Annotated in this window: 21 protein-coding genes and 3 pseudogenes; 8 read left to right on the top strand and 16 right to left on the bottom strand. The window is 65.7% G+C overall.

The features are described 5' to 3' along the window. Position 1: 1 nt before the first annotated feature. The 6 genes and pseudogenes from HZY77_RS11505 to fdxA form a co-directional block, all read right to left on the bottom strand. Positions 2-3,298 (bottom strand): UvrD-helicase domain-containing protein, encoded by a 3,297-nt coding sequence (locus HZY77_RS11505; RefSeq protein WP_296814855.1) that lies wholly within the window; start codon positions 3,296-3,298, stop codon positions 2-4. Then, the gene (locus HZY77_RS17855; protein ID WP_363154633.1) at positions 3,291-3,533 is read right to left on the bottom strand and encodes a PD-(D/E)XK nuclease family protein; all 243 of its coding nucleotides are present in this window, start codon (positions 3,531-3,533) and stop codon (positions 3,291-3,293) included. Before HZY77_RS17855 ends, HZY77_RS11505 begins: the two co-directional genes overlap by 8 nt. A 92-nt stretch (positions 3,534-3,625) precedes the next feature. Next, positions 3,626-3,772 (bottom strand): annotated as a pseudogene (locus tag HZY77_RS17850) (hypothetical protein); the annotation flags it as partial. A gap of 86 nt (positions 3,773-3,858) precedes the next feature. Next, a pseudogene (locus tag HZY77_RS11495) lies at positions 3,859-4,152 on the bottom strand (hypothetical protein); the annotation flags it as partial. Positions 4,153-5,461: 1,309 nt separating this feature from the next. Further along, entirely contained in the window at positions 5,462-5,908 is a 447-nt protein-coding gene (locus HZY77_RS11490; RefSeq protein ID WP_296820961.1) for a hypothetical protein, read from the bottom strand. 31 nt (positions 5,909-5,939) lie between these two features. Beyond that, positions 5,940-6,236 (bottom strand): annotated as a pseudogene (gene fdxA / locus HZY77_RS11485) (ferredoxin FdxA); the annotation flags it as partial. A gap of 159 nt (positions 6,237-6,395) precedes the next feature. On the opposite strand from fdxA, the gene trxA reads away from it, so the two are divergent. The 6 genes from trxA (at position 6,396) to mobA (ending at position 12,100) form a co-directional block, all read left to right on the top strand. Then, positions 6,396-6,722 carry a thioredoxin TrxA gene (trxA, locus tag HZY77_RS11480; protein WP_018076670.1) on the top strand — a complete coding sequence of 109 codons (327 nt, stop codon included), beginning with the start codon at positions 6,396-6,398 and terminating at the stop codon, positions 6,720-6,722. Positions 6,723-6,831: 109 nt separating this feature from the next. After that, entirely contained in the window at positions 6,832-8,091 is a 1,260-nt protein-coding gene (gene rho / locus HZY77_RS11475; RefSeq protein WP_296814853.1) for a transcription termination factor Rho, read from the top strand. 109 nt (positions 8,092-8,200) lie between these two features. Further along, positions 8,201-8,407, top strand: coding sequence for a 50S ribosomal protein L31 (gene rpmE / locus HZY77_RS11470; protein ID WP_018509257.1), 207 nt, complete (start codon positions 8,201-8,203; stop codon positions 8,405-8,407). Positions 8,408-8,550: 143 nt separating this feature from the next. Then, on the top strand, positions 8,551-9,912 hold the full coding sequence (locus tag HZY77_RS11465) for a M48 family metalloprotease (protein WP_296814851.1): 1,362 nt from the start codon (positions 8,551-8,553) through the stop codon (positions 9,910-9,912). Between the two features lie 18 nt (positions 9,913-9,930). After that, entirely contained in the window at positions 9,931-11,529 is a 1,599-nt protein-coding gene (locus tag HZY77_RS11460) for a hypothetical protein (RefSeq protein ID WP_296814849.1), read from the top strand. A 10-nt stretch (positions 11,530-11,539) separates the two neighbouring features. Then, entirely contained in the window at positions 11,540-12,100 is a 561-nt protein-coding gene (gene mobA / locus HZY77_RS11455; protein ID WP_296814846.1) for a molybdenum cofactor guanylyltransferase MobA, read from the top strand. Between the two features lie 39 nt (positions 12,101-12,139). On the opposite strand, the gene HZY77_RS11450 is transcribed toward mobA, so the two are convergent. From HZY77_RS11450 to HZY77_RS11420, 7 genes are all read right to left on the bottom strand, one after another. Next, positions 12,140-12,889: an MBL fold metallo-hydrolase gene (locus tag HZY77_RS11450; protein ID WP_296814844.1), complete on the bottom strand. Its 750-nt coding sequence runs from the start codon at positions 12,887-12,889 to the stop codon at positions 12,140-12,142. A gap of 19 nt (positions 12,890-12,908) precedes the next feature. Beyond that, the gene (gene glcF / locus HZY77_RS11445; protein WP_296814841.1) at positions 12,909-14,147 is read right to left on the bottom strand and encodes a glycolate oxidase subunit GlcF; all 1,239 of its coding nucleotides are present in this window, start codon (positions 14,145-14,147) and stop codon (positions 12,909-12,911) included. Position 14,148: 1 nt separating this feature from the next. After that, on the bottom strand, positions 14,149-14,529 hold the full coding sequence (locus tag HZY77_RS11440) for a VOC family protein (protein ID WP_296814837.1): 381 nt from the start codon (positions 14,527-14,529) through the stop codon (positions 14,149-14,151). Continuing rightward, complete coding sequence (gene glcE / locus HZY77_RS11435) at positions 14,530-15,576, bottom strand: glycolate oxidase subunit GlcE (RefSeq protein ID WP_296814834.1); 1,047 nt, start codon at positions 15,574-15,576, stop codon at positions 14,530-14,532. Beyond that, on the bottom strand, positions 15,576-17,030 hold the full coding sequence (locus HZY77_RS11430; protein ID WP_296814831.1) for an FAD-linked oxidase C-terminal domain-containing protein: 1,455 nt from the start codon (positions 17,028-17,030) through the stop codon (positions 15,576-15,578). Before HZY77_RS11430 ends, glcE begins: the two co-directional genes overlap by 1 nt. Before the next feature lie 18 nt (positions 17,031-17,048). Then, a complete protein-coding gene (locus tag HZY77_RS11425) occupies positions 17,049-18,383 on the bottom strand; it encodes a four-carbon acid sugar kinase family protein (protein ID WP_296814827.1) in 1,335 nt (444 codons plus the stop codon). Next, the gene (locus tag HZY77_RS11420) at positions 18,380-20,605 is read right to left on the bottom strand and encodes a phosphoketolase (protein ID WP_296814824.1); all 2,226 of its coding nucleotides are present in this window, start codon (positions 20,603-20,605) and stop codon (positions 18,380-18,382) included. Before HZY77_RS11420 ends, HZY77_RS11425 begins: the two co-directional genes overlap by 4 nt. Positions 20,606-20,712: 107 nt before the next feature. On the opposite strand from HZY77_RS11420, the gene HZY77_RS11415 reads away from it, so the two are divergent. Together HZY77_RS11415 and HZY77_RS11410 are read left to right on the top strand one after the other, a co-directional pair. Then, positions 20,713-21,477 (top strand): IclR family transcriptional regulator, encoded by a 765-nt coding sequence (locus tag HZY77_RS11415; protein ID WP_296814821.1) that lies wholly within the window; start codon positions 20,713-20,715, stop codon positions 21,475-21,477. Between the two features lie 250 nt (positions 21,478-21,727). After that, on the top strand, positions 21,728-22,330 hold the full coding sequence (locus tag HZY77_RS11410; RefSeq protein ID WP_296814817.1) for a DVUA0089 family protein: 603 nt from the start codon (positions 21,728-21,730) through the stop codon (positions 22,328-22,330). A 70-nt stretch (positions 22,331-22,400) separates the two neighbouring features. On the opposite strand, the gene HZY77_RS11405 is transcribed toward HZY77_RS11410, so the two are convergent. Genes HZY77_RS11405 through HZY77_RS11395 form a run of 3 tightly spaced genes read right to left on the bottom strand, consistent with a single transcriptional unit; the run spans position 22,401 to position 23,646 of the window. Further along, entirely contained in the window at positions 22,401-23,180 is a 780-nt protein-coding gene (locus HZY77_RS11405) for a glucan biosynthesis protein (RefSeq protein WP_296814813.1), read from the bottom strand. 5 nt (positions 23,181-23,185) lie between these two features. After that, entirely contained in the window at positions 23,186-23,311 is a 126-nt protein-coding gene (locus HZY77_RS11400; RefSeq protein ID WP_296814809.1) for a glucan biosynthesis protein, read from the bottom strand. Then, the gene (locus tag HZY77_RS11395; protein WP_296814807.1) at positions 23,311-23,646 is read right to left on the bottom strand and encodes a glucan biosynthesis protein; all 336 of its coding nucleotides are present in this window, start codon (positions 23,644-23,646) and stop codon (positions 23,311-23,313) included. The genes HZY77_RS11400 and HZY77_RS11395 overlap by 1 nt, the downstream gene beginning before the upstream one ends. Positions 23,647-23,922 lie beyond the last annotated feature (276 nt).

Genomic DNA, 23,922 nt, shown 5'->3' with positions numbered 1-23,922 from the left:
TTTATACGCTGTTCAGTTCGACCAGCCGTCCGTCGGCCAGCAGCAAGGCGGTATGGAGGGGCTTGCCGGGATACAGTGCCGCCAGCAAGGTGCGATATCCCGCCAGTTGTGGATGGTGGCGCTCGGCCAGCTCGGCGTCGGACAGCGTGAGGCTGTCATCGCCGGTTTTATAGTCGATCAGCCACACCGAATCGTCGCGTTCCACCACACGGTCGAGCCGCTGCAAGCAGCCGTGGCTATCGAGCAGCGCCAGTTCGTTGTACGCGCGCCGATACTGCGCGGGGTCGAANAANCGCGCCAGATGCGGCTGCGCCAGCAGTGTGCGGGCGGCGGATTCGATGGTGTCCAGCCGGTTTTCGAGTCCCAGACGCGTCGCCAGCGCCGCCAGGTCGCGCGGAGTTCCGGGTGGCGCATAGTGTTCCAGGCAGGCGTGAAAGAGTTCGCCGCTTGCCGCGGCCGGGTTCGTCACCGGCGTGCCGACGCGCTGCCCGATTGCCGGGGCGTCGATGGGGGTGGCGGCNAGGAGGCGATCCACCACCCGGGCGGTTGTGGGNGGCAAGTCGGCCGGCAGGCCCAGGTTCCGCCACGCAGCATCGACGCGCTGCAGCCAGGCGTTTTTCTCCGCGTCTCCGCTTACGACCAGCGCCTGTTCGGCGCGGGTGAGTGCGACATACAGCAAATTGTCGGATTCGCGCTGGGCCAGCCCGGCTTCTTCCTCGAACCAGGCTTCGCGGCATGCGCCGCGCTCCTCCTGCCTGCCGAACAGGGAAAANTGCACCGGCCGCGATGCTTCGGGAGGCCATGGCGCCAGCACGGCGTAGCTCGTGCCTTTCTGGTGGTCGCTGCCGCCCAGCAGCCAGACGATGGGCGCTTCCAGCCCCTTGGCACCGTGGATAGTCAGCAGGCGAACCGCATTCTCGCCGTCGGCGGCCAGGCCTTCGCCGGGTGCAGCGTCGGCATCGTCGACCAGGCTGGCGAGTTCGCGGATGAAGCCGGCCAGCGTGGGGTAGCGTCCTGCGTCCTGCGTCAGCGCCAGTTGCATGAAGGCGCGCAGGTTGGCGGCGACCTGCGGCCGCATCGCCTCTGGCACGGCGTCGGCATAGCGCGCTTCGAGGTCACCTTCGAAATAGATGCGGTCGAGCAGGTCGTGTACCGGCAATGTGCCGCAATGCGCTCGCCAGCGACCGAGCAGAGACGCGGCGCGTGCCAGGGTGGGTGGACAGCCGGGCTGATGGATCAGGGTGGCCAGCCGCTCCCAGCCGCGTGTTTCGTCCGGCGGTCGCGGCGCGAACACCCGCAGCAGGTCCTCGTCGCTGCAGCCGAACACCGGACTTTTCAGCACGTGCGCCAGCTTCAGGTCGGCGTGAGGCAATAGCAGCGTTTCGAGCAGCGCGACCACATCCCGCGCTTCCAGCGCATGCAGTAGGCCGCCGCGGCGTGAGGTGATGAATGGGATGCGCGCCGTTTCCAGTTCGCGTTCGTACAGGTGCAGGTGCGTACGTTTCCTGACCAGCGCCATGACGTCGCCCGGGCGTGCCGCACGTGGGCTTCCGCCATCCATCACGCCCCAGCGACCCAGCACCTCGTCGCGCAATACCTGTGCAAACTGCCGTGCTTCCTCGTGCACGGCGCGGTCGTCGACTTCCGGCTGCGGAGTGGTGAGCGGGTTGCGCAGTCGACCCCACACGTGGCCGGAGGCCGCGTAGTGGATCGGAGCCACCGTGTGGAGCAGGCCATCGGCCATGGCGGCTTCGGTTTTCTCCGCCTGTACCGGCAGGCTGCGCAGCGCGCCCGGGCGGTCGGCGTTTTCTGGCGCGTAGGTGTGGGCGGCAAATCCTGCCACGTCGGCGAAAACCGGGTTGATCGCGGCCACCACCGACGGCGCCAGCCGGCGCGTCATGTCGGTGCTGAAGCGGGTGGCGTCGAAATGCGCGGCCAGAAAATCCGCCGCCGCGTCGAACACCCGTGCCTCGCCGCGTCGGAAGCGGTAGATCGCCTGCTTGGGGTCGCCCACCATGAAGACGGTCATGCCGTTGTCGGCGCCGTGTGCCTCAAGCAGCCAGGTCGACAGCGCCTGCCACTGCAGCGGATTGGTGTCCTGGAATTCGTCGAGCAGAAGGTGCCGGTAGCGTGCGTCCAGCTTCAGCGCCAGCGCCGGCGCGTGCTCCTCGCTGGCAAGGAGGCGGCAGGCCTGCCATTCGGCATCGGCAAAGTCGATCACGCCCTGCTGCGACTTGGCCTCCTGATAGGCCGCGATCAGCGCGTGACCGAGCAGCAAACCGTGGCGATTGAGGACCCAGATGCGAATGTCGGTCTGGATCGCGGTCAGGGTTTCGAGCGCGGTTTCCAGCGTGTCGAGGTCACGCAGATACGTGTCGAAATCCACCCCGAGCGCTTTTTCGAGTTCCCTGGTCGCCTGCTTCTTGCGCCGCTTGCCTGCCGTCATCAGGTGCTTCATCAGCGCGGCATGCGCGTCGTCGGGCGGCAGATCCAGGCTGCGCCGGATTTCCGGCGCGCGCGCCTGTTCGCTCTTGCTGCCTTTTTCCAGCGCAAGGCCGACCCGCTTCACACGGGCTGCCATTGATTCATCGGCCCAGAACGCCGATACGGGATCGCTGTCCAGGTCGGCGTGCAACAGCGGCCGCAACTGTTCCAGCGCATGGCTCACTGGATCGGCCGCACCGTCGGTATAGGCCCACCACTCCGCGCGCGCCTGGACGAAATGCTTCAACAGCGAGCGCAGGTTGTGCTCGCCGATGTCGGCCAGCAGCGCCAGCAGCGCGGCGCCTTCGGCGGTGTCCGGGGCGGCGGCCCAGCGGTTGAACTGGCGATCGCGCACTTCGTTCAGCAGCTGGCTTTCGCGTTCCAGCAGCGGCGCGCCCCATGGCAAGCCGGCTTCCAGCGGCGCGCGTTTCAAGAGATCAAGAAACCAGCCGTGAAAGGTCGTCACCGTCGGCCCTGGCTGCGCAGTCAGCACGGCTTCCAGCAGGCCGCGCGCACGCGGTAGGATCGCGTCGATCTCGGTGTCCGGCACTGCGCGCNNGCGCAGAAATTCGCGCACCGTCGCGTCATCCGCCAGTGCCAGCACGCGCAGCCATTCATGCAGCCGATCGGTCATCTCCTGCGCCGCCTTGCGCGTGAAGGTGATCGCCAGCAGTTCCGACGGCGCCGCGCCGGCCAGCAGCAGACGCAGCATGCGCGACACCAGCAGCCAGGTCTTGCCGCTGCCGGCGCAGGCTTCCACCACCGCCGAGCGGGCGGGGGACAGGGCAATGGCGTTATCCAGCGGCTTATTCATGCCACATTCCCTTGCGGCACAGCCCGCGCGCTTCGCAGTATGCGCATACGCCGTCGATGCCATGGGCGGGAAGCCTGGCGCCTGCGGCGATGGCTTCGAGCAGGTCGGGCAGGCGGCGGCTGATGGCCTCGACATCGGTTTCGCCGTCCAGTTCGAGCGGTGCGACGGGCACTTCGTTGATCGGCAGGTAGGCGGCAGCGGCTTCGCACAGCCAGGCGTAGAACGGCAGCTGCACGGCTTCGTCCGGCGCCTTGAGTTTTTCCTGAGGCTCTGCGCGGCGCTGGTCTTGTAGTCGATCACGTAGCGGGTGTCGTCTTTTGCATCGACGCGGTCGACGCGACCGTGCAGGGTGACTTCGCCGAGTCCGGCAATGGGGTACGGCACCGCGAAATCGGTTTCGCCGGATTCGTAGCGCCAGCCAGCGGACGCGTGGGCCAGCCAGGCATCGAGGTAGGCCGGCTGGATTTTTCCCATTTGCTGCGCCAGGCGGCGGCGGTCCATGCGGGCAGCGCGGCGAATTCGGCGGCCGAAACCGCATTCAGCCGGGCCAGCGCGGCGTCGCGTTCAAGCGGCGGGCGGCTGTCATGAAAGGCCTTGAGGATGCGATGCAGCGCGTTGCCGTAATCGCTCTTGTCGAGCGTCTCGTCGGCTTCGTCGAGTTCGCGGATGCCGAGCACGCTGCGCGCAAAAACCGGTAGGGGCAATCGAGCAGGGTTTGGTAGGCGGTAGGTGAATAATGGCGCGGCAGCTGCGCGGCCGAGACCGTCGGCGCAGGTTGCGCGGATGCGCCGGGCAGCGGACTGGATTGGGCAGGCGGCACGCCGATGGGTTGTGTCGGCAGGGCCGTGCCCCATGCGGCCTGGTGCAGGGCCTGCAACCGCAGCACCAGCGAGGAAGCGGGATTGGGCTCGTCGTTGTTCCAGGCCTGCCAGCTCAGCAGGGCAGGCCCCTGCGTCAGCAACGCCATCAGATCGGCGGTGGCGGCGCGCGCCTCGTCGGCCGGGGTGGACAGGCCGAGCTGCGTGCGGGTGACCTGGCTGAACAGGCCCGGGGTGGGGTGGGCAGGCAGGTGACGAGCGTCGGCGCCGATCACCGCCACCGCGTCGAAAAGACGGCCGCGCGCGGCGGGCAGCGAGGTCAGCACGATGGGACTGGCCACGCTGGCGTCGATGAAGCTTTCCGACTCCAGTGCCAGATTGAGCCAGCGCCGCCATTCGCCGAAGCCGTATTTTTCGCCGTCGTCCGCCAGGTCGCGGCGCAGGGTGTCGAGCGTGTCGAGCACGCGGGTACCGGCGGCGTCGGCCTTGAGGGATGCGGTGGCCTCCAGCTTGCCCAGGCTGTCGACGAGGCGGGTGAGCCAGACCGCCAGCGGGGCGCGGGTCTGGACAAAGCCTTGCCGGGCGTCGGCCAGTGCAGCCAGCCAGACGGGAAGTGCGGCGAACTCGCGGTGCGCCAGTCGCTGCATGTCGACCATGCCTTGCGATACCCCGTGCCGGCGCAGTGCCAGTTCGAACGCGAGTACCTGATCTTGGCGCGCGCTGGGTTCGCCCAGCACGAACGGCGATTTCAGCAGGTCCAGCAGTTCGACGTGCGGAAAGTCGCTCGCCACGCATTCCAGCCAGCGGTCGATCACGGCGGCGGCGGCCGTGGTCGATAGCGTCCAGCCGGTCTCGTCGGCCACCAGCACATTCATGCGCTCGAGCAGCGCACGCACCCGGCGCGCGGTTTCGCGGTCGAGCGCGATCAGCGCGATGCCACGCCGGCCGGCCTGCAGCTGGCCGGCCACCCAGGTGGCAACAGCGCGCGCCTCGGCTTCGAGGTGCGGCGCCGGGCTGAGCGTGATGCGGGCCTGCAGCGGCGAGGCGGGGCAGTGCTGTGCCAGCAGGGCGGCGCGCTCGCGCAGCGGCGGCGCGGTCTCCTGCCAGGCCTGCCGCAGGGCGAAGGCCACGTCATCGCCGGTGTCCTGTTCGAACAGCGTGAGCGGAACATGCTCGGCACAGCGCGCGAGAAACCCTTGTTCGACGGCGGTGAGCATGCCGAGCGCGTAGCCATAGACTGGCCGGGGCGCGGCGCGAAGCTGTTCGAACAGCGTGTCGAGTGCACGTGCATAGCGCGCCTGCGGATCGCTGCCGTCGGTATTGAGCGCCTGCCACACGCCCTCGATCAGCGCAGTTTCCCGGTCGAGAGCTCCCCATGCAGTGCGCGAATACGCGATCCAATGGCGTCGCCCAGCCGCGCGGCAGATAGTTCGTCGGCCAGTAGCAGGAGTTCATTAGCGAGCGCCCACTTATCGACTGCCCCTAGCCAATCCTGGTGCCGAAGCACACCGTGCAGCCGTGCCAACCTTCGCGCCTGCGGCTCGGCGTGACCGTCAGCCAGGCTTGTACTCTTCAGGGTGCTTTCGGCCCAGCTTTTCAGCGGGGTGAGGTGCGGCGGGATCAGAACGGGTCGGCCCGCGCCCTGTGCCAGCGCGCGGGCCAGATCGAGCCCGGCACGATGATTGGGGACGAGTACCGTCAGACCGGAGAGATCGGGCAGGCGGTCGGCATGCCGGTCGAGCAGGTGGCGGGCGACGGCGTGCGGCAGTGCCGGACCGCCCAGGGTTTCCAAGCGCGTCAGCGCTCCAGGTACTGGCGCTTGTCCTGACGCCGGCCCATTCGTCGGCGTCGGGCAGCGGATCCTTCTTCTCGATGATGACTTTCCACACCTTGGCAAGGTCGGCGTTGAGCGCGATGTAGGCGCGTTGATCGTCCGGAACGTCGTCTTCGGCGAAAATGGCTTCGACCGGGCATTCGGCTACGCACAGGGTGCAGTCGATGCATTCCTCCGGGTCGATGACGAGGAAGTTGGGGCCTTCGTGGAAGCAGTCGACCGGACAGACATCGACACAATCGGTATATTTGCACTTCACGCAGGCGTCGGCTACAACGTATGTCATTCGTAATTACCCTGATGAGTTGATAAATGCCCGGATGCTTGCAGGCGGCAATTTTGATGTAGCATATCGGCACAAAACCGAATTTTCCAGCATTACCATCTTCCCAAACTGCCCAGGCCGTATCCGGCTACCCCTACTTCTAAACTAGGAGCTTCACCGATGAGCGAGCATGTTCATTACATATCCGACGATTCTTTCGAACAGGAAGTCCTGCAGGCCGGTGTGCCCGTGCTGGTGGATTACTGGGCGGACTGGTGCGGCCCCTGCAAGATGATCTCGCCGATTCTGGACGAAGTCGCCAAGGAATATTCCGGCAAGCTCAAGGTGTGCAAGCTCAATATCGACGAAAACCAGGCCACCCCGCCCAAGTTCGGCATTCGTGGCATCCCCACCCTGATGATCTTCAAGAACGGCAATGTCGAAGCCACCAAGGTCGGCGCCCTGTCCAAATCGCAACTCACCGCCTTCGTCGACAGCAATATCTAATACGTTTCAACCGGACGGCGCATCGACGCGCCGCCGCTTCGCAGTACCGTCCGGCTTCGCTTCTCCCTCACGTCCGGCTCTTTCAAGCGAGCCCACCCAGGCCCATCCCATGCATCTTTCCGAACTCAAGCAGAAACCCATTACCGAGCTTCTCGAGCTTGCCGCCGCCAACGGTATCGACAACGCCAACCGTTTTCGCAAGCAGGAACTGATCTTCACCATCCTGAAAACCCTGGCCAAGCGCGGCGAGAGCATCTACGGCGACGGTGTGCTGGAAGTGCTGCCGGACGGTTTCGGGTTCCTGAGATCGCCGGAGTCCTCGTACCTCGCCAACACCGACGACATCTACGTGTCGCCGTCGCAGATCCGCCGCTTCAACCTGCATACCGGCGACAAGATCGAAGGCGAGATCCGTACGCCGAAGGACGGCGAGCGCTATTCGGCGATGACCAAGCTTGACCTGATCAACGGCGAGCCGCCCGAAGCCAGCAAGAACAAGATCCTGTTCGAGAACCTTACGCCGCTGCACCCGGACAAGCCGCTCAAGCTGGAGCGCGACATCAAGGCCGAGGAAAACATCACCAGCCGCGTGATCGACATCGTCGCGCCGATCGGTAAGGGCCAGCGCGGCCTCCTGGTGGCGCCGCCGAAATCCGGCAAGACGGTGATGCTGCAGCACATCGCGCACGCCATCACGTCCAACCATCCCGACGTCGTGCTGTTCGTGCTGCTGATCGACGAGCGTCCGGAAGAAGTGACTGAAATGAGCCGCACCGTGCGCGGCGAGGTCGTGGCATCGACCTTTGACGAACCCGCCAGCCGGCATGTGCAAGTGGCCGAAATGGTGATCGAGCGCGCCAAGCGTCTGGTCGAGCACAAGAAGGACGTGGTGATCCTGCTCGATTCGATCACCCGTCTGGCCCGTGCTTACAACACCGTGCAGCCGGCCTCCGGCAAGGTACTCACCGGCGGCGTCGACGCCAACGCGCTGCAGAAGCCCAAGCGCTTCTTCGGTGCGGCGCGCAACATCGAGGAAGGCGGCAGCCTTACCATCCTCGCCACCACGCTGGTCGACACCGGCAGCCGCATGGACGACGTGATCTACGAGGAATTCAAGGGCACCGGCAACCTGGAAATCCACCTCGACCGCAAGATGGCCGAGAAGCGCCAGTATCCGGCGATCAACGTCAACCGCTCCGGCACCCGCCGCGAGGAGCTCCTGATGCCGCATGACATCCTGCAANAGGTGTGGGTGCTCAGGAAGCTGCTGTACCCGATGGACGACATGGAGGCGATGGAATTCCTGCTCGACAAGATCCGCGCGACGAAGAACAACAACGAGTTCTTCGATTCGATGCGGCGCGGCTGACGTTATCGGAGAACTGCGCGCCCTTCGGCGAGCGGTGCCCATCGCTTGCGCGCCGGGTGTCGCTCCGTTATACTCTCCCGTTCTCCGAATTCAACCCGAAGGAATTGCCATGAAAGCCGGCATTCACCCCAATTACAAAGAAGTCGCCGTCACCTGCTCGTGCGGCAGCACGTTCGTCACCCGCTCCACGCTGGGCAAGGACAAGCTGCACGTCGAAGTCTGCTCGTCCTGCCATCCGTTCTATACCGGCAAGCAGAAGATCGTCGATACCGCCGGACGTGTCGAGAAATTCCGCCAGCGTTACGGCATGAAGTAAGCAGGCCTGCGCGAAACTGCGTATGCAATCCAAAGCGGCTTCGGCCGCTTTTTGCATTTTGCGGCACGACGACGGTATCATTTCGTGCGCGCCATCCCGAGAAAGAGGCAGATGTGACGTCCCGAGTATTTCGCCGTATCGCAGTGACCGCTTTAGGCGCGCTGGCGCTGGCCAGTTGCGCGCAAAATCCGGTCAACGGGGACCGGGATTTCGTGTCGATGTCCGAACAGCAGGAAATCCAGATGGGCGCCCAGGCCAACCTGGCGGTGTTGAAGGAATACGCGGCCCTGGATAATCCCGCGCTGCAGGCGTACGTCAACGAAGTGGGCCAGCGACTGGCAAAACAGAGCGAACGCCCGGGCCTGTCATGGCATTTCACCGTGGTCGACAGTCCCGAGGTCAATGCTTTTTCGCTGCCCGGCGGTTATGTCTACATTACGCGCGGGCTGTTGGCGTACCTGAATTCCGAAGCCGAGCTGGCGGGTGTGGTCGGCCACGAGATCGGCCATGTCACCGCACGCCACGGTATACGTCTGCAAAGCGCGCCCACCGTGGCGGGTCCCGGTGCGGCGCTGGGCTCGATTCTGGTCCCGGAACTGGGTAATCAGGCGGGTTCCGCTCTGCTGCAAACGCTGGCGCAAGCCTGGACCGCCGGTTATGGCCGTGAGCACGAGCTGGAAGCGGATCGGCTCGGTGCAGCGTATCTGGCGAAAACCGGCTACGACCCGCAGGCGATGATCGACGTCATCGGCGTGCTGAAAAACCAGGAACGGTATTCCGCCGAACAGGCCGCCCGCAGCGGGCGCCTGCCGCAAGCCACCTATCACGGAATCTTCGATACGCATCCCCGTAACGATGCACGCCTCGGGCAGGTGGTGGCCGAGGCGAACAAATACCGCGTGTCCCAACCACGCGAAGGCCGCAACGACTATCTGCAGAAGCTGCCGGGACTTTATTTCGGCGACAGTCCCGATCAGGGCGTGATCCGCGACAATGCCCTGCTGCATGAAAAACTCGGCATGGCGATCCAGTTTCCGCCGGACTGGCGGGTGCGGAACCGACCTGACCGGGTCGTGGCGACCAGCCCCCAGGGCGATGCCCTGGTCGAGCTGGTACAGGGACCGAAGAACGACAATCCGCTGGAGACCGCGCAGAAAGGGGTCAAGCTGGATGCGGGCGCGCGCTATGATACCGGTCACCTGGGCGGTTTCCCGGCCGCATTTGCCGCGGGCGCCCAGCAGGGCAAGCCGGTGGTGGTGGCGGTCGTGGTGTTCAACGGCACGCAATACCTGATTGCCGGCATGACCCGGGACACGGCCACCTATGAGCGCGAACGCAGCGCCCTGCGGGCGGCGATCAACAGCTTCCGTGCGATCACGCCGGCCGAGAAGCTGGTCGCCCGTCCCTATGTCCTGCAACTGCTCACGACCCGCCCCGGCCTGACGATGGCCGCGCTGGCGCGGCAGTCTCCGCTGGGGGCGAGGCCGAAGGCCAATTGCGCCTGATGAACGATCTCTACCCTGATGGCGAACCCCGACCGGGCCAGCTTCTCAAAATTGTTCAATAAGCATCCGCTCCCTCTTGCCCGGCTCGGGCTGTTGCTGCTCTGCGCGGCGTGGCTGTTGCCCGGGCTGGTTGGACACGCGCCCTGGAAAGGGGGCGACGGCGAGCACTTCGTGCAATTGTGGCTGCTGCTGAAAAGTGGCACCGCCNCGCAGTCCGTGTCGGCTACGCCTNCCCTCTACTACTGGGTGGCCACCGCCACCGCCTGGCTGACGTCGTCCTTTCTGAGTCTGGCCGATGGCGCGCGCCTCGCTTCGGGACTGTTCATCGCGCTGGCGTTGTTCTTCATTGCGCGTACGGCCCGCGCACTGTATGGCGCGGAAACCGCGTGGGCCGCCGCGCTCACCTTGCTGGGTTGCATGGGACTCCTGGTTCGCGGCCATGAACTCAATGCAGCAACCGCGCAGTTCGCCGCCGCCGCGATCATGCTGCACGGCATCGCCACCCTGCCCCAGGGTCCGCGCGGCGGCTGGACGCTGGGCGCGGGCGCCATCCTGATGCTGCTTGCCGGCGGCGCGGCGGAAGCGGCCTTGTTCCTGCTGTTGGCGATGGGATTGCCGGGCCTGCTCGAAGCCTTCCGTTCGCCGCCGGCACGGCGTGCGCTGGCATGGNGGGTGGGCCTTGCCTTGGCGGCAAGCGCGGCATGGCTGGCCTACCTGACCACACAGGCCATTCCGCTCAAGCAGGCGCTCAACCTGCAGCGCTGGCTGGGTGATGCGCCTCTGCGCCCGGCGTTCTACCTGGGCATTCTCGGCTGGTACGCCTGGCCGGCGTGGCCGCTGGCCGCCTGGGCGCTCTATCGCGGCCGGCGTCAGTGGCGCACGCCGGGCATCGTGCTGCCGGTAGGCGCGCTGCTGGGCCTGCTTGCTCTGTATGTCTTCGACACCGATCCCGGTGAGGAACAAGGCCTCATTCTGCTGCTGCCGCTCGCCTTGCTGGGGGCGTCCGGCCTCTACACCCTGCGGCGCGGTGCCGCCTATGCCCTGCTGTGGTTTGGCATCATGCTCTTCGGTTTTCTGGCGCTGGTCCTGTGGGTCTACTGGAGCGCACACGACCTGGGCAGCCCGGCGCGGCTGGCGGCGCGGCTGACCCGATTGGGCATGACGGGCGTGGGCGTCCTGCGTCCGTGGGCGCTCGCACTGGGCATCGTCGTCACGCTGGCGTGGGTTGTGTTCCTCGCCCGCATTCGTCGTTCGCCGCTGCGCCCGATCCTGGTGTGGACGGCCGGCATGACTTTCAGCTGGGGGCTGCTGATGGCGCTGTTCCAGGCGCCGCTCGACCAGCGTCTCTCCTACGCCAGCGTGGGCGCGGTGCTGGCGGCACGGGTGCCGCCGACGGAATGCATCCAGACCTACCAGGTGCGCAGCCAGCAGCGCCTGCTGCTGGCCTATCACAGCGGACGCATGCTCGCGCCGGCCGACATCGGCTGCGCCTGGCTGCTGGTGGAGACGCGGCAGCGTGATGTCGAACCGCATATCTCGCCCGACTGGGTCAAGGTGTGGGACGGTGCCCGCCCCGGCGACCGCTCGGATCTTNTTCACCTGTATGGCCACCGCTGACGCCCCTGGCATGCAGGACGTGACGGCCGTCATCCTGGCCGGCGGGCAGGGTCGCCGCATGGGCGGCGCGGACAAGGGGCTGGTCGACTATCAGGGCCGTCCGCTGGTCGAATGGGTCTTGGCCGTGCTGGCGCCGCAGGTCGGGNAGATCGTCATCAGCGCCAATCGCAATCTCGAGCGTTACGCGGCCTATGGCCGGCGCGTCCTGCCAGACACCCTGCCCGACTACCCGGGCCCGCTGGCAGGCGTGCTGGCGGCGTTGCAGGCGGTGACGACCGACTGGCTGCTGGTCGTTCCGTGCGATACACCGCACCTGCCTGCCGACCTGGCATTTCGCCTGCTGGGCGCGGCACAACTGGAAGGCGTGCCGCTGGCGGTGGCAGAGGATGACACGCGCATACACCATAGCTGCTTCCTGGTGCATACCGACCAGCGCGAGCATCTGGCCGGCTACCTGGCACGTGGTGAACGCGCAGTGCGTCATTGGCAGGCGGAACTGTCCTCGACCACCGTGCGTTTCGACGCGGCGGCCTTTGCCAATCTCAATCGGCCCGACGATCTCCAGCCCTAGCCCACTCGTTCATTTTGGACAGGGCCGATCCAAACCCAGTCAGCCCTGGCGGCTTTCCGTGATCTGCGCGCAATACTGCTGCAAATGGTCCGGCACGCCAGGCGGGCAGGTACCGCATTCGCGGTTGCCGGGCACGGCATAGTCGATGAACTTGGGATAGGCGAGCTTCAGCTCGCCCATCAGCCGGACGAAATCGTCCAGCGTCCGGTCACCGCCAAGCCGGGGNTTGCGCGCCTTCTCCTGACCGATGGTGCTGATACGGCGCTGCTCGTAATCGTGGGCGGGATAGACCAGCGTATCGTCGTCGAGCGCGAACAGCTTGCCGCGCACCGAGTGATACAGCGCGGTCGCGTCGCCGTTCTGGAAGTCGGTGCGGCCGCAGGCCTCGATCAGCAGGGCATCGCCGCTGTAGAGGCGCCCGTCGTGCAGGTAGGCGAAGTGGTTGTCGGTATGGCCGGGCGTGTGAATCGGTGCGAGTTCGACCGAACCCATTTTGAACGGCGTCCCCTCGACAATGCCGATGTCGGTGCACGGCAGCCGGTCGAGCGCGGGGCCCGCGATGCGGCTGCCGGCTATGGCCTTGAGTTTATTGGCCGAGGTGATGTGGTCGGCGTGGATATGCGTTTCCAGCGTGAACGCGAGTTCCAGTCCGAGTGCGTTGACCGTGGCCAGGTCGCGCTCCCAGGCCGGTAGAACCGGGTCGATCAAAAGGGCCTGGCCGGTTTCCTCGCACCCCAGAAGATAGGTGTAGGTACTGGAAATGGGTTCGAATAGTTGTTTGAAGATCATGACGTGCTCCCGAGGCTAGTCAGGATGCGGCCATCGTCTCGTCCAAAAGTTCCACCCAGTGCCGTACCGGGATCGGGCTGGCCGATTGCAGATGGGTCAGGCAGCCGATGTTGGCGGTCGCGATCATCTCCGGCGCACCGGCCTGCAGATGGCCGAGCTTGCGGGTCTTGAGCGCGCCGGCGATCTCGGGCTGCAGGATCGAATAGGTACCGGCCGAGCCGCAGCACAGATGTTTCTCCGCCACCGGCGTGAGCTCGAAACCGGCTTGCGTCAGCAACGCCTCGACGTCGCCGCCGAGTTTCTGTCCGTGCTGCAGGGTGCAGGGTGGATGGTAGGCGATGCGCTTGTGGGTGAGCGGTGAGGGGTGAGGNGTGAGCGGTTTCAGGGCATCGCGCTCGGCGGCGAGGATTTCCGAAATATCCTTCGTCGCGGCGGAGACGCGCGCGGCTTTGTCGGCGTAGGCGGGGTCGTGGCGCAGCAGCCAGCCGTAGTCCTTCACCATCACGCCGCAGCCCGAGGCCGTCATCACAATGGCTTCTGCCCCGGCCTCGAGATGCGGCAACCAGGCGTCGATGTTGCGGCGTGCGGCGGCGAGCCCTGCGTCGGTGTCGTTGAGGTGGTGCGCCAGCGCGCCGCAACAGCCGGCCTCGTCCGCGGCGACCAGCGAGATGCCGATGCGGTCGAGGACGCGTGCAGTGGCGGCGTTGATGTTGGGCTTGAGGCCGGGCTGCACGCAGCCCTGCAAGACCAGCATGCGGCGAGGTTGGCGCGGTGCCGGCCAGGTGCCTGCGGCTTCCGTTGGCGGAATGCGTGACTTCAGAAACCGCGGCATGAGGCCGCGCACCCCNTGGCCGAGCTTCAACGCGCTGTTGAACAGCATGGATGAGCCGAGGCCGGTCTTGAGCGCAGTGCGTGTCGCGGACTCGGCGATGCCGCGCCCGACTTTGTCTTCCACGATGTGGCGGCCGATGTCGAGCAGCTTGCCGTATTCGACGCCCGACGGGCAGGTGGTTTCGCAGTTGCGGCAGGTCAGGCAGCGGTCGAGGTGGAGCTGGGTCTTGGCCGTCGGCGACGCCCCTTCGAGCACCTGCTTCATCAGATAGATGCGGCCGCGCGGCGAGTCGAGCTCGTTGCCGAGAATCTGGTAGGTGGGGCAGGTGGCGAGACAGAAGCCGCAATGAACGCAATTGCGAAGAATGCGTTCGGCAATGTCGCCTTCGGGNGTATTGCGATAAGGTTCGGCGAGCGTGGTCTGCATGTCAGAGCGGGTTGGACAGTTCGATCAGATTGCCGTCGGGATCACGCACATAGACTGACAGGAGGGGGCCTTGTGCGCCGGTGCGTTCGACCGGGCCGGCTTCGATGGCGATGCCTAGTGCGGCAAGTTGGCGCGTGATGTCGGCGATGGGCGTGCGCGCGAGCAGGCAGAGGTCGGCGGCGCCCGGCGTGGGATGCGTTGCTTTCGGCTCGAATTCGCGGCCGGCCTGATGCAGGTTCAGCTTGCAGCGGCCAAAGGCCAAGGCCCGCCGGTCGTTGCCGAAAATGACCTCGCGCATGCCCAGCACGCGCGTGTAGAAGGCTACGCTGGCAGGAATGTCGCGTACGGTCAGCACCACGTGATCGATCGTATCGAGGTCCATTCAGAATTCCGGATACAGGCGGCCGCGGTTGAGAATCCCNTTGGGATCGAAGCGCTGCTTCAGGTTGCGATGCAGGGTCAGCAGGGACGGGGCTAACGGGGCGAAAGCGCCGTCGACCGGTGCCGTGCCGCGAAACAGGGTGGCATGCCCGCCTGCTGTTTTTGCCGCGTCGCGCAGGGTGGCCGCAGGCAGATCGGACGCCAGCCAGCGTACCGCACCACCCCATTCGATCCATTCGGCGCCGCCGAGACTCAGAGGCGGCGTGGTTGGCTTGACCGCCAGCCGCCAGAGCGGGCGCTTGTCGAAGAAAGGCGTGGCCTGGTCGCGTAGGCGCTGCCAGAAGGCGGCTGCGTCATGCAGCAACTCGCCGCCGAGCCGGGCTCGTGCGGCATGTACCGCGGATTCCGCGCCCGACAGCCGCACCGTCAATAGGTCCGCGTGCCATGAGGTGGCAGACAGCGGCAGCGGCTGTCCCGCCCACCGGTTCATGTTCTCGATCGCGCCGGTTTCGTCGAGTTCGAATTGCAGCGTGGTTTCCGCCGCAGGTTTCGGCAGCACCTTGAGCGACACCTCGGTAATCAGGCCGAGCGTGCCGAGTGCGCCAGCCATCAGCCGCGACACGTCGTAGCCGGCGACATTCTTGATCACCTGGCCGCCGAAGCGCAGCGGCTGGCCGGTGCCGTCGATCATGCGCACGCCGAGCACGAAGTCGCGTGCGGCACCGGCATACGGCCGGCGCGGGCCGGACAGGCCGGTGGCGATGCTGCCGCCCAGCGTGGCGGCGCCGCCGAAGTGCGGCGGTTCGAACGCCAGCATCTGGTTCCGTTCGGCTAGCGCGGCTTCGATCTCGGCCAGCGGCGTGCCGGCACGGGCGGTCAGCACCAGCTCCTTGGGCTGGTAGTCGACGATGCCGGTGAGCGCGCGCGTGCTGAGCACCTCGCCTTCGTCGGCGTTGCCGTAGAAGGTCTTGCTGCCGCCGCCCTGGAGGATGAGCGGCGAGCCTTCGGCATAGGCCGTACGGATGCGGTCGATGAAGGTGTCCAGCATCAGAACCTCGGCAACTCGGGATGCGGCAGCTGGCCGCCGTGGATGTGCATCGCGCCCCACTCGGCGCAGCGGTGCAGCTCGGGCACGGCCTTGCCGGGGTTGAGAAGCGTGTCGGGATCAAACGCGGCTTTCACCTCGTGGAAACGGGTCAGCTCCGGCGTGGCGAACTGCGCGCACATCTGGTTGATCTTCTCCAGTCCGACGCCGTGTTCGCCGGTGATGGTGCCGCCGACCTCGACGCACAATTCCAGGATCTTGCTGCCGAAGGCTTCGGCCTGGTGCAGTTCGCCCGGCTGGTTGGCGTCGAACAGGATCAGCGGGTGCAGGTTGCCGTCGCCGGCATGGAACACGTTGGCGACGGCCAGCCCGAACTCGAGGCTCATCTCGCTGATGCGGCGCAGAACCTGCGGCAACTGGGCGCGCGGAATGGTGCCGTCCATGCAGTAATAGTCGGGCGCCAGCCGTCCCACGGCAGGAAACGCCGCTTTGCGCCCGGCCCAGAAGTGGAGGCGCTGTTCTTCGCTCTCGGCCGTGTGGATCTCGACCGCACCGGAGGCCGCGAGCACTTCGTGCACGGTAAAGATGTCGTCCGAGACTTCCTCGTTGACGCCGTCAACCTCGCACAGCAACAGGGCCTCGCAGTCGAGCGGATAACCGGCGTGGACGAAGGCCTCGGCGGCCTGGATGGCGAGGCGGTCCATCATTTCCAGGCCGGCGGGGATGACGCCCGCGGCAATGATGTTGCCCACTGCGGCCCCCGCCTTGGCCACGTCGTCGAACGCGGCCAGCACCACCTGCGCACGCTGGGGGCGCGGCAGAAGTTTGACCGTGACCTCGGTGATCACCGCCAGCATGCCTTCGGAGCCGGTCATCAGCGCCAGCAGATCGTAGCCGGGACTATCGAGTGTGTCGCTGCCGATTTCGAGCAGCTGGCCATCGATGGTCCAGGCGCGCAGCTTGAGGATGTTGTGTACGGTGAGACCGTATTTCAGGCAGTGCACGCCGCCGGAATTTTCCGCCACGTTGCCGCCGATCGAACAGGCGATCTGCGACGAGGGATCGGGCGCGTAGTAGAGGCCGTGCACGGCGGCGGCTTCGGAAATTGCGAGGTTGCGTACTCCGGGCTGCACGGTCGCTGTCCGGGCCAGCGGGTCGATGTGCCTGATCTGATTGAGCTTGGACAGCACCAGCAGGACCGCGCCGTCGACGGGCAGCGCGCCGGCGGCCAGACCGGTACCGGCACCGCGCGCCACCACCGACACCTGGTTGGCATGGCACAGCCGCAGGATCGCCGCCACTTGCGACTCGTTTTCCGGCAACGCCACCACATCGGGCGTGTTGCGGTACGCCGACAGGCCGTCGCTCTCGAACGGCACGAGATCCTCGCGCGCGTGGAGTACGCAATGGTCGGGCAGCAGTTTGCGTAGCTGGGACAGAAAAGCGGGGCTGAGCATGAAAAGCGATGTGTACGTTCAGGCTGCGAGTGTAGCCGGGCTTGCCTGCGCGTGCGAGGGTGCGAGCCGCCGGTAGGCTTCGGCCAGCGCACCGTCGCCGCCGACATTGCCGGGGAAGATGACGACCGGCAACTGCGGCAAACGGTGGCCGGGCGGCGTTTGCACCACGGTGACGCCGGGCAGGATCTGCCCCAACACGCGCGAGGCGGTTAGCGCCAATCCGGTCGACAGCACGTCGTTGGAGGTGATGCCGCCCTTGCTGATGAGAAAGCCGAGCGTGTCCGGCAGCCGTTTCACCACGTCCATCAGCGTGCCCGACACCGACTCGCCAAACGTCAGGCGTTCTGTAATGTTGGCGAATTGCCGCTCGCTGCGGCTGGTGAACACCACCGGGGTGAGACCGCGTGCGTGGGCGTGGGCGATGCCGGCGGTGAGTTCGTCGACCACTGCGGCGCGCGCGCCGGGCAGGCGGGCAACGTCGAGCGGCAGACCGACCACGCCGCGCTCCTTCAGCAACGCGGTGAGTTGTGCGGTGGTCTTGGCGACGTGCGAGCCGACCACGACCGCGCCAGGCTGGCGGTCGCGCACCAGGGTGGAAAAGGCTTCGGCGGCCACCGGCTGCGGTGGCAGCTTCGCCAACGCGGTGAGCAGCGAAGCGGCGCTGCGGAACAGCCATCGCTTGCCGCCGGCCGCGGCCTTCAGCGCAGCGTCGGCGAACAGCCGGTAGTCGTCCGCCGTTTCGCCGTCGATCACCCCCACCTGATTGTCGTGCAGCGCCGCCAGCCAGGTGTCCGCCTGCCCTGTGCGCAGATCGGCCAGCGTCAGGCGCCGTACCGAATCGGATGCCACGCGACCGTTTGTCTTCTCGGCGACATAGTCCGGCAGATAGGCCGTGCGATAGCCGAACACCGAGTCGCGCGCGAACTCGGTCTCGTGGGTCGGTATCGGTTTGCCGTCGACGATCAGGTAATGCGTGCTGTCACGCGTGATGCGGCCGCCTTCGAAGAAAGCCGGCGTCAGCAGCGTCGCGTCGAACGGCCCGAGCACGGCGTTCATCACGTCGGTCTCCACCGGGTAGTGGCCGCGCAGGGTGGAATCCGAGCGCGACACGAGCAGGACCGGCCCGGGGTAATCGGCGAGCGCAAGCCTGAGGTTTTCGCACACCTCGCGCGTCACGGCGGCCGCGCGTCCCGCATCCATCCCGCGCGTATTGGTGAGGATGAAGAACAGCGGCGCCGCATCGGCCAGCGCCGTCTTCAGCGTGGAGACATCCCAGCGCGTCAGCAGCAGACAGGAATGCACCGTCTGCGAGCCGGTGGGATCGTCGTCTAGAACGACGATCTTGGGACTCATGATGCCGTGCGCTCCAGCATGGCCAGCACGCGTGCGCTCATGGCCTGCGCATTCATGCCGTTGAAGTCGAACAGCTGCTGCGGGCTGGCAGTGGTTTCGCCGCGCTTCCAGCAGAACACATCCCGTTGGGCGGCCTGGCTGCGCAACAAAACAGGCTCGAGCGGTGCCGACGGGCCGCCGCTGACGCCGAGCAGGACGTCGCCTTGGAACATCGCCTTGAAGGAGTCGTCGTCCATGAAGCGGTCGTCGGGCTCCGACACGCTGCCCCACAGCACGTCGCCCGGACGGTACAGGCGGCGCGGGTTGACCACGGCGACGATGCGGGAACCGATGCCGGATTCGGCCAGTTTCTCGGCAGCGGCGAACACCGGCTGCAGCACCATGTCGCCGGTCACGGCGAACACGACCGACTTCTTGCCGGGATGCTCCTGCAGCACGATCGCGCCCTGCTCGATGGCGGCCTCGCCCTGTGCGAGCGAGGTACGCACCGGAAGCGGCGACTTCGATGCGGTGATGACGATGCCCTTGTTGTGCTGCTTCAGTGCCCAGTCGTAGCTCGCCTGGATCATGTTGGCGTCGACCGGGAACAGCGGGTAGACGTTGCCGTTGCGCATCATCGCGGCGAAGTAGCTCTCGATTTCCGGCCGCTGGTGGGTCCAGCCGTTGCGGCCCTGCTCGAGCGCGCCGGCGGTGAACAGGCATACCGTGGCGGGCGTCTTGCGCCGCAGTTCGGCCATTGCCTGCGTCACCGTCTGCCAGATCGGCAGGCCGTTGATCGCGAACGACTCATAGCTGCACCACAGGCTGCGGCCGCCGAACAGCGCCACGCCCACCGCGAGGCCGGCGCAGGCATCCTCGTTGAGCGGCTCGTAGACCTGGCCCGAGGGGCCCTGGAAATAGAGGTCGTCGGCAGTCGGGTGGCGGATCGTCAGCGCCTTGTTGATGTTGGCCATGCCCGAGGCCTCGTTGCCGTCGGCGTTGGTGACCACGAACATCGGGTCGCGCTTGCCCACCTCGCCGACCACGTGGCCGAAGGCAGTGGTGGGCACATGATTTTCGCCAATGGCGAACTCGGTCAGCGGCAAGCCATCCAGGCTGGGCAGATCGCGCACGCTTTCGGTCACAGCGACGCGTGCGGCGGGCCCGCCACCGGCGTTGCGGAAGTTTTCCCGCGTGATTTCCCAAGCCTTGATCGGCAGCGCGCGGCGCTGCAGACCGCCCTTCACGTCGTCGGAATCGAGCGTGTGGTGGGCATAGAGGTTGTGCGACTTGGCGCCGGTGGCGTGCACGCCGGCGCCCTTCAGCTGCTTGACGATGAGGCAGGCGCGGCGGCCGGACAGGGCGCTCTTCGCGGCAGCATCGGCGGCTTTGAGGATGGCGCCGGTGAAGGCCATGCGCGCGGCGAAGCCGAACGTGGTGCTGTCGGTGTACACCGGTGCGTCGGGGGTGTCGGCGTAGTCGCGCGCGTCGATCAGGTGCACCTCGTCGAAACCGTGGGCGCGCCAGTAGTCGGTCATGCGCGTGTTGTCCCACAGCGACACCATGCTGTGATGTTCCTGCGAATAGCCGTTCCACACCAGCACCGGCAGGTAGTTGGTGACGTCGGGATACGCGGTCGCGAAGTGCTGGAACGCGCTCATGATGTAGGGTTCGCCCAGCCCGCCGTCGCCGATGGTGACCGGAAACAGCTTGTCGCGGCGCAGGTAGGCGCCGGCCATGGCGAAGTGCTGGCCTTGTCCGAGCGGGCCGGCGGGCGCGAGCAGGCCGGGGATTGCGCCGGACAGGTGGCCAAGCAGGCCATGGCGTTCGCGGAAACGCGTGCGCATTTCGGCGACTGTCTGGATCCCCATCGCTTCCAGCGAGGTGTCGAGGAACATCGCCGAATAGAAACCGGGCGCGTGGTGGCCGACTTCGGTCACCATGTTGCGGTGGCCCAGCAGATGCAGCGCGGCGACGGCGTCAGCGTTGGAGGCGAAGCCGCCCGGATGGCCGGACGACTTGCTGCCGGTGACCTGCAACGTCAGGTAGCGCAATGCGTCGGCGGCGAGCAGGGTCTGGTAGACCGCCGCTTCGCTGGTCGCATCCGGCAGTGCGGGCTGGTTGGGGCCTAGCAGCGGTGTGGCGCCCAGACGGTCGATTTCGGGNAAGCTGTCGGCGAAATACTGAATGCCTTCGCAAAACGCAGGGAAGGTCTCGGGNGTGGACTGCATCTGGGCGCTCATGGCTATGCCTTTCACAATATGAAAATGTTTCACATCATATGAAACGATGAACGTATTGAAGCAGTAAACTGTCAACAATTTCACATTGCGTGATAAATTTTCACTTTATGAAAAACGGTGCTTCCTCTATTCAGGTTCTCGACCGCGCCATGGCGCTGGTCGGCATTCTTGCGCGCGCGCCCGGCCCGGCGACGCTTACCCGGCTGGCCGAGCAGGCCGGCCTGCATACCGCCAGCGCGCACCGCATCCTCGGCGCGCTGATGGCGCACGGCCTTGTCGAGAAGACGGGCGCCGGTGAATATGACCTGGGCGTACGTTGGCTGGAAGTGGGCAATCGCTTACGTGCGCGGCTTAACATCCGCCAGGTGGCCATGCCGTATATGCAGCAACTGGCCGAGTTGACCGGCGAGACGGTCAACCTGATCGTGCGGCGCGGCGACGAGGCGGTCTACATCGAGCGCGTGTCGGGTGGCCAGACGCTGATCCAGGTGGTGCAGGTGGTGNGGGCGCACGCGCCGCTCCACGTCACCGCGGTCGGCAAGATCTTCCTGGCCGAGGACAGCGCCAGCGGCGTGATGGGCTATGCCGAGCGCACCGGCCTGCCGGCCTATACGCCGAATACCTTGACTACGCTGGAACGCCTCTCGGCCGAACTGGACACCATACGCCACGAACAGCTGGCCCGCGACCGCGAGGAAGCCGAACTGGGCGTGGCGTGCATCGGCGCGCCGGTACGCGATGCAGAGGGCAAGCTGGTGGCGGGCCTGTCGATTTCCGCGCCGGCCGATCGCCACAAGCCGGGCTGGGTCGAGGCACTGAAANAAGCTGCTGGGCAGACCGGTGCCGCGCTGGGTTACCAGGCCATTGCTTGAAACGAACCGGGTCGCTGGCGCGGCGTGGCGCGCGCTGTCGAAGGATTTTACAAATCGCCCCGAATGAGCCTCCCCGTCCGCACATCAGCGCACACGATACGTGTAAGTCATTGTATTTAAATTGGGACTCTGTTGTGTGGGGATGGACTGGCATGTTCCGTGCTCACCGAATGGCAGGCTGGAAAGGCAGATGCAATGAATGGAAAAGCTGCCTGCCAGCGCAACCAAGATCGAGCGGAAAGCGGAGAGAATGAAAACCAACCTGAATAAACTGAGCCTTGCGCTCCTGCTGGCAGCGGGCATGACCTCGGCTCATGCCACGTATATCGAATCGGGCGATGCCTCGAATTTCCTGGCATCAGCCCAACTGGCTACCGATATGCAGATCCAGGGCACGATCGGCCAGGGCGACGAAGGCGATGTATACAAGCTCGTTTTTGGCACCGGTGGCCTGCTGACGATCAATGCCACGGGTCAGATTGGGACAAATTTGGATACCAACATCGCCCTGTTCGATGCCGGCTTCCAGGCCCTGGCCGGCAACGACGATGCGAACGGCCTCGATTCCATGCTGACCTATGTCATCAGTGCCGGGACCTATTACATCGGCATCGGCGACTACGAAATGTACGCGATCAGTGCCAGCAACCAGGCCTGGTTCATGGATGGCTTGCCGCCGGCCGGATTCGGTGCCGTGTCGCATATTGAAAACCTGATCTCGATTGATCCGGGCGCCTACACGCTGACCCTGTCCGTGCAACCGCGAAGCAACGGGGTGCCGGAACCGGCCACGGTGGGCCTGCTTGGCCTAGGGCTACTCGGTTTGGGCATGATGCGGCGCAAACGGGTCTGATCCGGGCCGCGCCAGAGCCGACATACGTGGCGCGAATACCAGGGGTACCCGCAGATGACTCTGCCGGAGGTTATAAGGGCGGCCGCACCTGCGGCGGTGTCCACTGATACAGCCAGGTCTCCGTCAAGGGCTGGCCGTCCACCCGCAAAAACATACGGAGGTTGATCGGGCCCGGATCCCAATCGGTTGGTTTCAGGTCGAACATCGCACGCAATCCCTGTATGGGTGCCAAGGGGCGCACGGATGTGATCTCGACTTGACCGCGCGAAACGACGATCACCGGTTCGACAACCGTATCTTTGCCGAGCATGGCGAGATCGCCCCCAGCAAAGTCGACCGCGAAACGCCAGGAGAAATATTTGCGCTTCTGCCCCACAATGCCACCGAGACCGGTACGCGTGGCGACTACCCGGGCAAGCGGCGCAACGACCGGGGGCCCGTCACCCCAATAGAGACGATAGGCGAACAGTAACTCCTGGCCGGGTTGGGGTTTCTCGGCCGGGTTCCAGAATGCAACGATGTTGTCGAAGGTCTCGTCGGAGGCCGGCAATTCGACCAGTTGGACCGACCCTTTGCCCCAGCCCGACCGTGGCTCGACCCAGAGGCTGGGCCGGCGTTCGTAGAAGGCGCCGTCGTCCTGGTAATGGTCGAAATTGCGGTCGCGCTGCAGCAGGCCGAAGCCGCGCGGGCTGTCGTCGGCATAGGCGTTGAAACGCAGGTTCACCGGATTGACCAACGGCCGCCAGATCCACTCGCCGTTTCCGCGCCATATTGCGAGCCCGTCCGAATCGTGGATCTCCGGCCGCCAATCGTGGTTGATACGATTTTCGTTCTCGCCGAACAGGAACATGCTGGTCAGGGGGCAACGCCGAGCCGCTCGATCGGCTTGCGCGGGTAAAGCGCGGCATCGACGCCCATGACCAGCCGCGCCGCTGGATGGATGAGGAAACGATATGCGCCGGTGATGCTGGGAGAGTCCATCAGGGCATAAACCGTAAGCACGTCCGATTCGGGCTCGGGCCGTTCAAACCAGAAGGCGGTGAAACGCGGGAACTCCTCGCTGCGCGACATGCCGCTGTCGATGGCCAGGCCGCGCGTCGAGAGGCCATACTGCATTTCTCCTCCGACTGCGCGGAAATAGCTTGCGCCGAGGAAGGCGACGATGTCGCGCTTGCGATCGGTGTGATAAAAAGCTGGAAGCCGGCGAAACCAAGATCCTGTGGCAGGTGTGCGCTTTGCAACCCGCTTTTGCCGTAGTCGAACATGGCGGGATCGTAGGCGATTTCTCGCGCCTGGCCGCCCTTTATCTCGTACATGCGAACCGGGGTCTTGAAGAAGAGACCCAGGTGAAAAAACGCGCTTCGAAGCGTGATGGCTCTTTGCCCACAAGGCGTGATCGGGACGATAGCGAATCGCCTGGAACTGATCCCAGTCGAGCTTCTGCACGCTCTCAGGTAGCGCCTCGTTCGGGGGCCGATAGGCGCTGCGAGCCAGCGCCCGGGCTCGCCCCTTGAGCGCGGCATAGTCGAAACGGTGGGCTTCGTCTGTGGTGTTGAGCAGCGTGGCCGTCGCGGCGTTGCCCCACGCCGGCA

Source organism: Thiobacillus sp. (assembly GCF_013693775.1).
Lineage (GTDB): Bacteria > Pseudomonadota > Gammaproteobacteria > Burkholderiales > Thiobacillaceae > Thiobacillus.
This window is presented reverse-complemented; position numbering and strand designations above follow the sequence as displayed.

Coding starts and splice junctions, on each gene's coding strand:
- HZY77_RS11425 (WP_296814827.1), bottom strand. CDS start 18,383: ATGAGTCCCAAGATCGTCGTTCTAGACGACGATCCCACCGGCTCGCAG.
- HZY77_RS11440 (WP_296814837.1), bottom strand. CDS start 14,529: ATGGACCTCGATACGATCGATCACGTGGTGCTGACCGTACGCGACATT.
- HZY77_RS11395 (WP_296814807.1), bottom strand. CDS start 23,646: ATGTACGAGATAAAGGGCGGCCAGGCGCGAGAAATCGCCTACGATCCC.
- HZY77_RS11405 (WP_296814813.1), bottom strand. CDS start 23,180: ATGTTCCTGTTCGGCGAGAACGAAAATCGTATCAACCACGATTGGCGG.
- HZY77_RS11400 (WP_296814809.1), bottom strand. CDS start 23,311: ATGGACTCTCCCAGCATCACCGGCGCATATCGTTTCCTCATCCATCCA.
- HZY77_RS11430 (WP_296814831.1), bottom strand. CDS start 17,030: ATGCTCAGCCCCGCTTTTCTGTCCCAGCTACGCAAACTGCTGCCCGAC.
- HZY77_RS11410 (WP_296814817.1), top strand. CDS start 21,728: ATGAAAACCAACCTGAATAAACTGAGCCTTGCGCTCCTGCTGGCAGCG.
- trxA (WP_018076670.1), top strand. CDS start 6,396: ATGAGCGAGCATGTTCATTACATATCCGACGATTCTTTCGAACAGGAA.
- rpmE (WP_018509257.1), top strand. CDS start 8,201: ATGAAAGCCGGCATTCACCCCAATTACAAAGAAGTCGCCGTCACCTGC.